Here is a 12,026-nt window from a genome sequence, read left to right on the forward strand (position 1 = left end):
AATACTGTCCTTTGTTAATGAGTTGCACCACCCGTCACTGCGATATCGCGTTCCACCTGTAAGGCGGTGACAATCGCGACTTCCAGCGCACGACGCACCGTATCACTCGCCATACTTGGCGCACCAGGGTGCTCTGCGGCTTGTTGTGGCAGATAAGGGATATGAATAAACCCACCCTTTACTGCCGGTGTGTCTCGTAGTTTGTGCAGCAAGCCATACATCACGTGGTTACAGACGAAGGTACCTGCGGTTTGCGAAACCGATGCTGGAATACCGGCGCTGCGCATGGCCGCAACCATTGCTTTGATCGGCAGTGTACTGAACCACGCCGCCGGACCATCGCTCACGATCGGTTCATCTACCGGCTGCTGACCTTGGTTATCCGCAATACGCGCATCGTCTACGTTGATGGCGACGCGCTCTACGGTGATGTCCGGACGACCTCCGGCCTGACCAACTGCGAGCACCAGCGACGGTGACAGCGCGTCAATCGCGGTATTAAGTACCGTAAGAGACTCACCAAATACGCACGGCAACTGACGCGCCACGACGCGATATCCCGCGATGATAGCATTGTCGAGACCCGAGACCACTTCCCAGGAAGGGTTAACTGACTCGCCGCCAAAGGGTTCAAATCCGGTGATTAATACCGTTTTCATCCTTCCTCCTTACAGGAACATCAGGAAATACATCAGGAATACGTTGACCAGCAGCAGCAGTATGCCGGTCGGCACCTGCGCTTTAATCACCGCATTTTTGTCCGGCAACTCCAGCAGCGCTGCAGGGACGATGTTAAAGTTTGCCGCCATTGGCGTCATCAGCGTGCCACAATAGCCGGAGAACATGCCGATTGCCGCCATTACCGCCGGATTACCGCCGTGCTGCAATACCAGGATCGGGATTCCAATTCCGGCAGTCACAATCGGGAAGGCAGCAAACGCATTGCCCATAATCATCGTCAGCAACGCCATACCGATGGTGTACACCGCCACCGCGATAAAGCGGCTGTCCACCGCCAGGTATTCCTGCGTCAGATACGAAATGCCGGTGCCTACGCCCGCCGCCGTAAACAGCAGCCCTAACGTGGCGAGAATTTGCGGCAGGATGAATGCCCAGCCAATGGAGTCCAGCAGGCGACGCGCTTCCTGGATCGGTTGATGTGCTCGCTCATGGGTCATTTTAACCGCCATTACCAGACCGATTAACGAACCTGCCGTCATCGAAAACAGCGTCACCAGCGTGGCGTGATTTCCTGGTCCAAACAACGCATTCTGTAAGCCCGGAATATGATTAAACATCAACACGCCGATAACGGTCACAACCGGGATCGCCAGCGCCGGGAAAAACAAGCGGTTGCCCAGCCGGTTGGCACTCTCTTCACGCTGTTGTTGTGTACGTTGATGGTAGCTACCAAGCTTCACGCCGCCAAAACCGGCGATTAGCGCCAGTAACACTACCGCGATACCGACCGCGATATGCACCGTTCGTTTGTCACCAAACAGCGAATAGGTCCAGTCGCCCAGCAGAAACAGCAGACCGTACACCCCCCAGAACAGACCGGTGGTTAAACGCCGGGGGTTCGTTTTGTCCTGCCAGGACATGACGGCCACAATCAGTAATACCGCACCCGCCAGCCAGTAGAGATAGCTTTGCTGAAAATTCATTTCGCTTCTCCTTTCACTGCGGCATTCGCTTTCGCCACTTCGCGTTGCAGGTAGTTATCCAGTCGCCACAAGCGTGCACCGTGGATCAGGAAGGCACAAATCGCCGTTGGGATCCCCCACAGGGCAATATGTAGCGGCTCCGTCTGGATCCCGCCGGACTCCAGCATAAAGTTGTGCATGAAGATGATTGCCCCGAAGGCAACAAAGATATCTTCGCCGAAAAACAGCCCGACGTTATCGGTCGCGGCCGACATCGCACGCAGGCGATAGCGCACCGAACCCGGTAATTCGCCATGGTTTTTCTCAGCGGCCCCTTCCGCCATCGGTGCCAGCAGCGGACGCACCATTTGCGGATGGCCCCCCAGACTGGTCAGCCCCAGCGCGGCGGTTGCCTCACGAATAAACAGATAGACAATTAGTAGACGACCGCTGGTGGCGCTGCGAATTTTGGCGATCCACGTCTGCGCACGTTCTTTCAGGCCGTGACGCTCCAGCAGACCGATTACCGCTAGTGGGATCAATAAGATAAACGGCAGGTTGCGGGTGTTGAGAAAACCTTCACCCAACTTTTCGAGAATGGTGGCGATCGGCATATGTGCCGCCAGTCCGGTGACAACCCCGGCAATAATCACCACCAATACCGGGTTAAAACGTAAAAGAAATCCGACCACAATGACAGCAATCCCCGTCAATGGCCAGAGAGAAATGACCTCTCCCATAATATATTCCCGTCTATGTTGTTGTGTAATATGTTATTGTTTTGTATGTGAAAAATTATGCACTAATTTGAATCTTCTCTGCTTCGAACGCGGTACGTAAGCGGCGGGCAAAAGCGAGTGCGTGCTCACCATCACCATGAATACATACCGTCTGGGCAATGACGTTCGCCCATTCTCCGGTCTGGCTTTTTACTCTCCCTGACTGCACCATTTCTAAGGTTTGCGCCAGTGCCAGCGCTTCGTCTTCAATCAGCGCCCCCGGCTGGTTACGCGGTACCAGACTGCCATCCGCCAGATAACCTCGATCGGCGAAAACCTCCTGACGCGTCACCAGACCATAATGCTTCCCGGCACGGATCAGTTCGCTTCCGGCAAGCCCGACCAGGATGAGCGACGGATCGCAGGCATGCACTGCTCTGGCGATGGCATCCGCCAGTTGCGGGTCTTTCGCCGCCTGGTTGTAAAGCATGCCGTGAGGTTTGACGTGGCGCATGACACCGCCTTCCGCCCGGGTTATCGCCGCCAGTGCGCCGATTTGATACAACGTCTGGGCATAAACTGTTTCCACTGGCAGGTTCATGGCGCTACGGCCGAAGTTTTCCCGATCCGGAAAGCTGGGATGAGCCCCTACGGCCACGCCATTTTTTAGCGCCTCACGCACGCTTGACAGCATGGTTTGCGCATCTCCGGCGTGAAACCCACAGGCGATGTTGGCTGATGACACCAGTTGCAGCAGCGCGGCGTCATTTGCGCAACCTTCACCGAGGTCTGCATTAAGATCAATTTTCATCGTTAAGTCGCCATGTTAACTGTTCAAGATAACGCTGCTGATCGTGACGCGCTTTCAGCGCCTCCTCCAGCGAACACTGAACAAAATGAATCGGCTGACCGAGGGGGATTTGCGCCAAATGGTACATATCCGCCTCAATGATACAGGCGATACGCGGATAGCCGCCCGTGGTCTGGGCGTCGTTCATCAATACAATCGGCTGGCCGTTGTGCGGCACCTGCACCACGCCGGGAAGCAGACCGTGTGACAGCAGTTCGCGATCGGTGGTACGCGTCAGTGGTTGCCCCTGCAGACGATATCCCATGCGGTTACTCTGTGGGCTGAGCTGCCACGGTGAGCGCCAGAACGACGCCTGCGAAGCTTCATCAAACTCATGATACTCAGGCCCGGGTAACGCACGAAGGCGGTTGCCCCACATCAGCTGTTTTACCCCCTGCGGTCCGCTGAACTGTCGCGTTGAAACGCCCACCGCCAGCCGGTCGCCATCCCGTAACAGACGTCCTTCCAGGCCGCCGATACCGACTTTCAGGTCAGTGCTGCACGAGCCCATTACGTCGGGAACATCAATGCCGCCTGCCACCGCCAGATAACTGCGCATGCCATGTAGCGGACGTTTTAGCGTCAGGCGTTGTCCTGCTTTCACCGGCAATCGCCATCCGCTCCACACGGGGCTGTCGTCTAAATGCGCGTCACATCCCGCACCGGTCAGGGCAAACCAGCTATCTACTTCAAATTCCACCACCAGCTGCCCGAGCGTTATCTCCAGCGCGGCGGCATCCGCATCATTTCCCACCAACAGGTTAGCAACGTTCAAGGCGGGTTTATCCAGCGCCCCACAGTGGCTGATTCCTGACTGGCGAAAACCGTGACGACCACCGTCCTGTACGGAGGTGTACATGCCCGCACGAATGATCGTTAACATACTCCCTCCTTCTGCGGTACAAAGCGTACAGTATCTCCAGGTCGTAACAGGATGGGTTCATCCCGTTGCGGATCAAACAGCTGAATACAGGTATGCCCTATCAGCTGCCATCCACCTGGCGTGGCGAGCGGGTAGATGCCCGTTTGCGAACCGCCAATACCGACAGAACCTGCTGGAACAATCAGACGCGGTTCCGCACGTCTTGGAGTATGCAGTTGCTCCGGCAAGTTTCCGAGATACGGGAACCCCGGCTGAAAGCCTAAAAACCAGACCACATAGTCAACGGATGCATGCAGTTCAACAACCTGCTTCTCGCTTAATCCACTGTGCTGCGCGACGTCGGCCAGATCTGGTCCCTGCTCTCCTCCATAGATAACCGGGATTTCAATAAAGCGCGAGTCCGGTTCCAGCGCCTCACTCTCCTCCCACCAACGCTGCAGACGCTCAATGGCATCCAGCGCCAGGGTTTGAGGATTACGCAGCGTCACTGTGATATTGTTCATGCCCGGAATGACTTCAAGTACATTCGGGGCATCAACCAGGCGCTGAGTCAAACCCCAGATACGTTTCTGACTCGCCAGCGTAATAGGGGGTTCCAGCTCCAGAACCACCGCAGTTTCACCTAACAGATAACAACGCGCTCGCTGCACTTTCGTCCCTCTTTAATTACGCTGGATTGGGTATATCAATGAAAGAAACATCCAAATCCGTATTTTCATTCAACCATTCACTTAACGCCCGAATACCGCCTCGTTCAGTGGCATGGTGCCCGGCGGCATAAAAATGCAGGCCTTGCTCACGGGCAGAGTGAATGGTTTGTTCGGAGACTTCGCCGGTAATAAACGCATCGACGCCAAAACGAGCCGCGCTATCAATGAAACTTTGGCCACCACCGGTACACCAGGCAACGCGCTGAATTTTTTCCGGTCCACTATCACCGCACCATAACGGTTTGCGGCCCAAGCGTGCCTCGATCCAGGATGCCAGCTCTAACCCTGGAACCGGCATGGCGAGTTCACCCCACGGTACCAACGGCTCGATTTCCCCCATCACGGTAATACCCAACAGTGCCGCCAGCTGTGCGTTATTGCCCAGATCCGGATGCGCATCCAGCGGCAGATGCCAGCCATACAGGTTAATGTCATTTTCCAACAGCGTTTTAAGACGATGGCGCTTCATGCCGCGAATCACCGGAGATTCTCCTTTCCAGAAGTACCCGTGATGAACGATGACCGCATCAGCCCCGAGGCGAACAGCCTCGTCAAGCAATGCCTGGCTTGCGGTCACACCAGTCACGATTTTATGCACCGTCTCTTTGCCCTCAACCTGCAAACCATTCGGCGCATAATCGCTAATTGCGGCGCTGTTCAGTTTGTCGTTGATCAGTTGTTCCAGTTCGGTGTTTTTCATCATCGCCCTCGTTGTCATAAATTCTGCCTGTCCAATCAGCACTACTGCTTATGTAAAATAGCGTCCCCGCCGCCATTCGTCGATAACCATTTCACTGACACATCAAGAAACAATCACGGGCTCTTTGATCGTAAATTGCTTACCACTACGCGATTTTATTCATGTATATTTATGCAATCAGACAGCATATTGCATAAATAATCAGATCTGTATCAAAGTTACAACGTCAAGGAAACTCACTCACGCAGTACATTCATCCTGCCGTGAGGCATTCACTTCGAGAATAGAATGAATAAACAATCATCTCAGCCACGCGCCATTTATTACGTCGTCGCGCTGCAAATTTGGGAATACTTCAGTTTTTACGGCATGCGCGCCCTGCTGATCCTGTATCTCACCAACCAGCTTAAGTACAACGATACTCATGCGTATGCGTTGTTCAGCGCCTATTGTTCGCTGGTGTACGTCACGCCCATTCTCGGGGGATACCTGGCAGATAAGGTACTTGGCAACCGTATGGCGGTGATGATTGGCGCATTGTTAATGGCGGTCGGGCACCTGGTACTGGGTGCCAGTGAAATAGCGCCGGCATTCCTTTATTTATCTCTGGCGATCATTGTCTGCGGCTACGGTCTGTTTAAATCCAACATCAGCTGTCTGCTCGGCGAGCTGTATCAAACCGACGATCCGCGTCGCGACGGCGGATTCTCACTGCTCTACGCCGCCGGGAATATCGGTTCGATTATCGCCCCCATCGCCTGTGGCTATGTGCAGGAAGAGTACAGTTGGGCCATGGGTTTTGCGCTGGCCGCTATTGGCATGCTGGCAGGCCTGGTGATTTTCCTGTGCGGCAATCGGCATTTCGCCCACACCACCGGCGTCAACAAAGCCGTCCTGTGCGCCAGAACGTTTATTCTGCCAAACTGGGCCTGGCTTCTCGTTCTGCTGGTCACCGCACCGCTGTTGATTACCGTATTGTTCTGGAAAGAGTGGTCCGTTTATGCGCTGATCGTCGCCACCGTCATTGGCCTGGCCGTTCTGGCGAAAATTTACCGCCAGGCACAGACGCAGAAACAGCGCAAAGAACTGGGTCTTATCGTTACTCTGACCTTCTTCAGCTTGTTGTTCTGGGCCTTTGCTCAACAGGGCGGCAGTTCTATTAGCCTGTATATCGACCGTTTTGTTAATCGCGACATTCTGGGATATTCCGTTCCTACCGCGATGTTCCAGTCGGTCAACGCGTTCGCCGTGATGCTGTGCGGCATCGTGCTAGCCTGGGTGGTTAAAGAAAGCGTGGGTGGCAACCGCACTGTGCGTATCTGGGGTAAATTTGCCCTCGGCCTGGGGTTGATGAGCGCCGGATTCTGCATTCTGACATTAAGCGCCCGTTGGTCCGCAACTTACGGCCACTCCTCAATGCCGCTGATGGTACTGGGGCTGGCAGTAATGGGATTTGCCGAATTATTTATCGACCCGGTCGCCATGTCGCAGATTACGCGCATTGAGATCCCGGGCGTCACCGGCGTGTTAACCGGTATCTATATGCTGCTTTCCGGCGCCATTGCCAACTACCTGGCAGGGGTGATTGCTGACCAGACGTCACAAGGCGCATTTGATGCCTCCGGGGCCATCAACTATTCCATCAACGCGTATATTGATGTCTTCAGTGAGATTACCTGGGGCGCTCTGGCCTGTGTTGCGCTGGTCCTGCTAATTTGGCTGTATCAGTCACTTAAGTTTAGAAATCGTCCGCTGGCGGTAGAGTCCTGAATGTATGGGCCCGATGATGTAATAAGACTCGGGCCTGTTTTTTCAGGAGATTACAACTTTTTAGCGGCTAAATCCTGTTCAGTCAAACCTGTAACCAATAACACCATTTCACGGTCGATTCCTTGCTCCAACATTGTTTGCGCTATACGTAATGCGACTTCTTGTTTTCCTTATCCGGCACCACCGTGATATCCACCGGTGGAAATGTGCTGGCGTTGTCATCGTGTTCCGTCACCTGAAAGAAGAAGTCGTAACTTTACTGCTGAGTGATAACGCGTGCAGCAAGGCATTAACAGTCTTGAGCGCACCCTTCAGCGCTAAATGTGCTCGACTGCAACACATTCATTATGCTGGAAAGCATTACGCAGAAATCCGCTATACGCTCATCCCTTACGCGCCGCTTCATACGCTGCCAACGTTGCTAGCCTTGCCTGTTTGTGATCGACAATCGGGCGCGGATAATCGAGGAAAATCTGTGCTTTATCCGCCCACGTCAACGGGTCGTGGATAGCTTTACCTGGTACGTCGCGCAGTTCCGGTACCCAGTGACGGATAAACTCGCCGTCGCGGTCGAATTTTTCCCCCTGGGTTGTCGGGTTAAAAATGCGGAAATACGGTGCCGCATCGGTGCCTGTGGAAGCCGCCCACTGCCAGCCACCGTTATTGGCTGCAAGATCGCCGTCGATCAGTTTTGACATGAAGTACCGCTCCCCTTTACGCCAGTCAATCAGCAGATCTTTCACCAAAAAGCTGGCAGTAATCATACGTAAACGGTTATGCATCCAACCGGTCGCATTAAGCTGGCGCATCGCGGCATCCACAATGGGGTATCCCGTATTTCCCGTCTGCCATGCCTGAAGATGTGCCATATTGTTCTGCCATTGCACGCGGTCAGTCCAGCGAATAAACGGTTGATGCCGACACAGCGTCGGATGCCAGGTCATTAAATGACGGTAAAACTCGCGCCAGATAAGTTCATTCAGCCAGACGCTCCCGACTCCACCCTCAAGCGCCTGCGGTTGCTCCGCTAACAGACGGTGCAGGCATTGACGCGGCGACAGCCCACCTGTTGCCAGACTCGCAGATAAGCGACTGGTGCCTTCAATTGCCGGGTAATCACGCTGTTGTTCATATTCACTCGCCGCCTGCTGACAAAACTGGCGTAACTGCGCGATTGCCTGTTTTTCTTCTGCAGGAAAAAGCTCAGCATCAAAATCTTGCTGCGGATAATTCAGCGTTAGTGACGTTAACGGCGATGTGAGTGCCCCACTGTCCCGTACCTTTGGCGCGCTAACACATTCAGGAATGCCCTCTTTAATCCGTTTCAACCAGGCATTCTTAAACGGCGTAAAGACTTTATACATTTCATGATTGCCGGTCATAACCGCGCCTGGAGGCAGGATCACGCTGTCGTCAAAGCCTTCGCACACAACGTCTAGCAACAGCTTCTCTACCCTTGCATCACGCTGCCGCTCGTTGATTTCATACTGATAGTTATAAAACAGTCGGCTGACGCCATACTTGGTACAGACACTTTTTACAATCTCCACACTGGCGGTGAAATCTGCGACTTCATGAAACAAAATCGGGATGCCTTTATCTGCCAACGCCGCTTGCAACACATTCAACTGCGTGCTGATAAACGCAGCCTGACGCGGCGCCATATCATGAGCCGCCCACTGGTCAGGCGTGGCAATATATAGCGCGATCACGCGTACAGCGCGATTTCGGCAAGCGGCAGCTAAAGCGAGATTATCATGCAGACGCAAATCACGACGAAACCAGACCAGATGGGTGGTCATAACACTCCTGAAGACAAAAAATTTAGCGCCCGTAGCGCAGACGAAGAGTTTCGGGCCAGGGATTAAAATAACGCTGCCCGGATAAATAAGCATCCGGGTATTCAGCCATATAGTGTTTGAGCAACGTTATAGGTGCAAGCAGCGGTTGCGTTGCACGTCGATAACCGTCGATGAGAGAAGCCAGCTCCCGCCGCTGACGAGTATTTAGCTGTTTGCGAAAATAGCCCTGAACATGCATCAAAACGTTGGTGTGGTTACGACGGGAGGAAGGATGTGACAATAAATCCATCAGTCTCTGGCGATATTCCACGAAAAAGGTCTCCAGGCTCTGCCATTCACCAATCGCCGCCACAAATCGCCCCAGTTCACGATATTCCGGCTGGGAGTGAGCCAACAGCAGCAACTTGTAGCGACTATGATAATCAATCAGCGCACCACGCGTTAATCCTTGCTCCCGGATGCCATTTAGCTCGTGCAGCGCATAAATTCTCTCAACAAAATTTTCACGGAGCTGCAGATCGTGCAGACGCCCGTCTTCTTCAACCGGCAGCCACGGAAAAGCCGCCATGAGTACCGAGGTAAAAATACCCCGCCCCACTTTATCGCTATTTTTTCCTTCTGCATCGTAGACACGAACGCGCTCCATACCGCAGCTTGGCGATTTCGCACAAACAATGTAGCCACACAAATGCTCAAACCGATCAACCTGCCTGTGACTGAAAGTCGTCATCGCCCCCGTCAGATCTTTTTCTCGTTTATCGCTAAAGCGCAAAGAGATCTCACCGTTCTCTTTGACAAGGCGAAGAACGGGACGGGGGGATGGCAATCCTATCGCCATTTCAGGGCAAACCGGTTCAAAATTAACCCATGGCGATAATTCTTCAACAGCAAAGGCTAACCGCTTGTGCCCACCGTCAAAGCGAACCGCCTCCCCCAACAGACAGGCACTGATTCCAACAGGGATTTTCTCGCTCATGACATCTCCTTTCTCATTCCTGAGGTAAGTGTAGCTATCATGGGCCAAAATGTTTCCCGAAGCTCTTTATCCTTCTTTCGCTGCGGCCATCGTTTTTGGCATAAACGCCCCCATCAACTCGTTAAAATCAGATCAAAATTAAATGCCCGAATCACCCCAGAAAAAAGGCCCCATAGTGTAGGCCAGGATTGCGCTGGAATAATCCGGTCATAAGTTTGCATTGAGTAGGTAATACCCGCCAGACCGATGATGTTAATGAATAACGATCCCAGAATTACATAATAATAGGGCCGCATATCCTGAAAAATAATTTGCCATGCCCAGTGCAAAACGCCCATCACGCATTTCGACAACCACCGGCAAGAGCCAACTATTGAACTGAAACTGCGTCACCGGCGTGCTCTTCATCATTAATCCGGCCTGCCTGGCCATCGTTTTTAAGACCTCCTTTTTTTTCCTTCACGATACCATTGCGAGGCAATCAAAATGTTCCGTTCAGAAATATCAAGGCGATAATGATGCGCAGTTTGTACAATTGTTTCTTCCGATAACTGGAAATAATAATGTTCAACTTCGCTGCCTTGAGTGTCATAAGACATACTAACGTCGCTGGATGACGTCATCCTATTACATCCCTTTATTGAGTGAAATAACGCACAAGGTTTCCAGAATAATAGATACAGTCAATTGACAGTGTTGACACCCCTTTTATCCATTTATCATTTTATGAAAAGCAAAACAGCCATATTTTAGAGAAAGGAAATAGTAATGTAATTAATTTAGAAATGATATACATCACCCATTAAATAAGAAACCATTCATTCAGCATTCACCACACCGTACAATACCCATCAATTTCAACTGGTTAATGTATTTTTCTTTAGGATTTCACCTAGATTTCACCTTTAATATTATATTAGAAAGTCTATAGCTAGACTAGCTCACCCCGCGTATCACTGGAGTCAGTCATGAAAATTACTGTAATCTACAAGTGCTGATACAATCATATCTATGGATGGGGTAATTATGAAAAAAAAGACTGCAAACACAATTATCATCGTTGGCACTTGCCAATATACCTCTCTGGGCATTGCCTCGCTTCTTGATTATTTCTTTTACAGCAGAATTGTTTTTTACCAACGTTTTAGTGAGGTAAATGAAAATAGCAACGAGTTACTTATCATTGCTGCAATAGATGAAAATGATATCACCTATGATGATATCATTTATCTGAAGAATAGGATGGTAAAGAATGGTGGTAAGAACTTGATTATTCTTAGCAATTCGATGTTGATGAACGTACTTTATTCCATTTTTAACATTTCATGCATATACTTGCCGCGAAAGATCACTCTAAAAGAGTTCCATCCAGTGATCGTCAACACATTACTGCATAATAATGCTGAAGAAGCATACAGTATAAAACCGCAGTTAACGGGCCTGGAGTCACAAATTTTGATTCTGCTTTCCGAGGGATTTACCGTTACTGAAATCTCACGAATTAAAAATAAAAACAGTAAGACGATCAGTAGTCACAAATGCAATCTGATGAAAAAAATGGGGATGCCAAACACTTCGAAGTCAGTATCGGTTCTATCATTGTACCTGAAATCAATCAGGATGCCCGGTAGCAGGCCTCCACTTTCAGCCTAAAAACATCACGGTAGCCATTGCTGATTCAAAAAAAAGCCGCTGATATCGACGATATCTGCGGCTTTCGCGAATCTGTAAATACTTAGTAGAAATCGCAGGTAGCTTTTTCAGCCTGATCCATCCACACCGGCTTATCGCTGGTTTTCGACCAGACGCGGTGCAGGTAGCTGTAGAAACGGGCTCGATCTTTCCAGAACAGCATCACTGGCAGCGCCAGCACGCCCGCCACGACGGCGAAAGTACGGCGTAAAAAGACAATGTGCGCTGGATATTCTTTATAGAGTTCCATACTTTTCTCCCCTTAATTTGTTCGGTGAATC

The 12,026-nt window shown here is 51.5% G+C and carries 13 protein-coding genes and 1 pseudogene; 2 read left to right on the forward strand and 12 right to left on the reverse strand.

Going from position 1 to position 12,026, the window contains the following annotated elements:
• Positions 1 to 14: 14 nt before the first annotated feature.
• From pcp to ybgI, 7 genes are read right to left on the reverse strand one after another with little or no spacing between them, the layout of a single operon-like run.
• Complete coding sequence (gene pcp, locus E4Z61_RS10070; protein WP_135322643.1) at positions 15 to 659, reverse strand: pyroglutamyl-peptidase I; 645 nt, start codon at positions 657 to 659, stop codon at positions 15 to 17.
• Between the two features lie 9 nt (positions 660 to 668).
• Positions 669 to 1,664: a DUF979 domain-containing protein gene (locus E4Z61_RS10075; protein ID WP_135322644.1), complete on the reverse strand. Its 996-nt coding sequence runs from the start codon at positions 1,662 to 1,664 to the stop codon at positions 669 to 671.
• Entirely contained in the window at positions 1,661 to 2,383 is a 723-nt protein-coding gene (locus tag E4Z61_RS10080) for a DUF969 domain-containing protein (protein ID WP_135322645.1), read from the reverse strand. The genes E4Z61_RS10075 and E4Z61_RS10080 overlap by 4 nt, the downstream gene beginning before the upstream one ends.
• Before the next feature lie 55 nt (positions 2,384 to 2,438).
• Entirely contained in the window at positions 2,439 to 3,173 is a 735-nt protein-coding gene (gene pxpA, locus E4Z61_RS10085; protein WP_135322646.1) for a 5-oxoprolinase subunit PxpA, read from the reverse strand.
• Complete coding sequence (gene pxpC, locus E4Z61_RS10090; protein ID WP_135322647.1) at positions 3,163 to 4,095, reverse strand: 5-oxoprolinase subunit PxpC; 933 nt, start codon at positions 4,093 to 4,095, stop codon at positions 3,163 to 3,165. The genes pxpA and pxpC overlap by 11 nt, the downstream gene beginning before the upstream one ends.
• Positions 4,089 to 4,745, reverse strand: coding sequence for a 5-oxoprolinase subunit PxpB (gene pxpB / locus E4Z61_RS10095; RefSeq protein WP_135322648.1), 657 nt, complete (start codon positions 4,743 to 4,745; stop codon positions 4,089 to 4,091). The genes pxpC and pxpB overlap by 7 nt, the downstream gene beginning before the upstream one ends.
• A 16-nt stretch (positions 4,746 to 4,761) precedes the next feature.
• Entirely contained in the window at positions 4,762 to 5,505 is a 744-nt protein-coding gene (gene ybgI, locus E4Z61_RS10100; RefSeq protein WP_135324916.1) for a radiation resistance protein YbgI, read from the reverse strand.
• A gap of 288 nt (positions 5,506 to 5,793) precedes the next feature.
• Between ybgI and E4Z61_RS10105 the strand changes: the two genes are divergently transcribed.
• Positions 5,794 to 7,275, forward strand: a complete 1,482-nt coding sequence (locus E4Z61_RS10105; protein ID WP_135322649.1) for an MFS transporter — start codon at positions 5,794 to 5,796, stop codon at positions 7,273 to 7,275.
• A 50-nt stretch (positions 7,276 to 7,325) separates the two neighbouring features.
• Here the strand turns inward: E4Z61_RS10105 and E4Z61_RS24135 are convergent.
• From E4Z61_RS24135 to E4Z61_RS10125, 4 genes and pseudogenes are all read right to left on the reverse strand, one after another.
• Positions 7,326 to 7,445 (reverse strand): annotated as a pseudogene (locus tag E4Z61_RS24135) (ISNCY family transposase); the annotation flags it as partial.
• Between the two features lie 213 nt (positions 7,446 to 7,658).
• A complete protein-coding gene (gene phrB, locus E4Z61_RS10115; RefSeq protein ID WP_135322650.1) occupies positions 7,659 to 9,077 on the reverse strand; it encodes a deoxyribodipyrimidine photo-lyase in 1,419 nt (472 codons plus the stop codon).
• Between the two features lie 22 nt (positions 9,078 to 9,099).
• Complete coding sequence (locus E4Z61_RS10120) at positions 9,100 to 10,053, reverse strand: YbgA family protein (RefSeq protein ID WP_135322651.1); 954 nt, start codon at positions 10,051 to 10,053, stop codon at positions 9,100 to 9,102.
• 252 nt (positions 10,054 to 10,305) lie between these two features.
• Positions 10,306 to 10,485, reverse strand: coding sequence for a hypothetical protein (locus E4Z61_RS10125; protein WP_135322652.1), 180 nt, complete (start codon positions 10,483 to 10,485; stop codon positions 10,306 to 10,308).
• A 594-nt stretch (positions 10,486 to 11,079) separates the two neighbouring features.
• Between E4Z61_RS10125 and E4Z61_RS10130 the strand changes: the two genes are divergently transcribed.
• Complete coding sequence (locus E4Z61_RS10130) at positions 11,080 to 11,706, forward strand: LuxR C-terminal-related transcriptional regulator (protein ID WP_167817544.1); 627 nt, start codon at positions 11,080 to 11,082, stop codon at positions 11,704 to 11,706.
• Between the two features lie 82 nt (positions 11,707 to 11,788).
• Here the strand turns inward: E4Z61_RS10130 and E4Z61_RS10135 are convergent, their stop codons facing one another.
• Entirely contained in the window at positions 11,789 to 11,995 is a 207-nt protein-coding gene (locus E4Z61_RS10135) for a YbfA family protein (protein ID WP_135322654.1), read from the reverse strand.
• Between the last annotated feature and the right edge of the window lie 31 nt (positions 11,996 to 12,026).

The organism is Citrobacter tructae (assembly GCF_004684345.1).
GTDB classification, from domain to species: Bacteria; Pseudomonadota; Gammaproteobacteria; order Enterobacterales; family Enterobacteriaceae; genus Citrobacter; species Citrobacter tructae.

What these genes read in the sequence shown, in the direction of transcription:
- pcp (WP_135322643.1), bottom strand. Translation starts at nt 659, where the DNA reads ATGAAAACGGTATTAATCACCGGATTTGAACCCTTTGGCGGCGAGTCA.
- E4Z61_RS10075 (WP_135322644.1), bottom strand. Translation starts at nt 1,664, where the DNA reads ATGAATTTTCAGCAAAGCTATCTCTACTGGCTGGCGGGTGCGGTATTA.
- E4Z61_RS10080 (WP_135322645.1), bottom strand. Translation starts at nt 2,383, where the DNA reads ATGGGAGAGGTCATTTCTCTCTGGCCATTGACGGGGATTGCTGTCATT.
- pxpA (WP_135322646.1), bottom strand. Translation starts at nt 3,173, where the DNA reads ATGAAAATTGATCTTAATGCAGACCTCGGTGAAGGTTGCGCAAATGAC.
- pxpC (WP_135322647.1), bottom strand. Translation starts at nt 4,095, where the DNA reads ATGTTAACGATCATTCGTGCGGGCATGTACACCTCCGTACAGGACGGT.
- ybgI (WP_135324916.1), bottom strand. Translation starts at nt 5,505, where the DNA reads ATGAAAAACACCGAACTGGAACAACTGATCAACGACAAACTGAACAGC.
- E4Z61_RS10105 (WP_135322649.1), top strand. Translation starts at nt 5,794, where the DNA reads ATGAATAAACAATCATCTCAGCCACGCGCCATTTATTACGTCGTCGCG.
- phrB (WP_135322650.1), bottom strand. Translation starts at nt 9,077, where the DNA reads ATGACCACCCATCTGGTCTGGTTTCGTCGTGATTTGCGTCTGCATGAT.
- E4Z61_RS10120 (WP_135322651.1), bottom strand. Translation starts at nt 10,053, where the DNA reads ATGAGCGAGAAAATCCCTGTTGGAATCAGTGCCTGTCTGTTGGGGGAG.
- E4Z61_RS10125 (WP_135322652.1), bottom strand. Translation starts at nt 10,485, where the DNA reads ATGGCCAGGCAGGCCGGATTAATGATGAAGAGCACGCCGGTGACGCAG.
- E4Z61_RS10130 (WP_167817544.1), top strand. Translation starts at nt 11,080, where the DNA reads ATGAAAAAAAAGACTGCAAACACAATTATCATCGTTGGCACTTGCCAA.
- E4Z61_RS10135 (WP_135322654.1), bottom strand. Translation starts at nt 11,995, where the DNA reads ATGGAACTCTATAAAGAATATCCAGCGCACATTGTCTTTTTACGCCGT.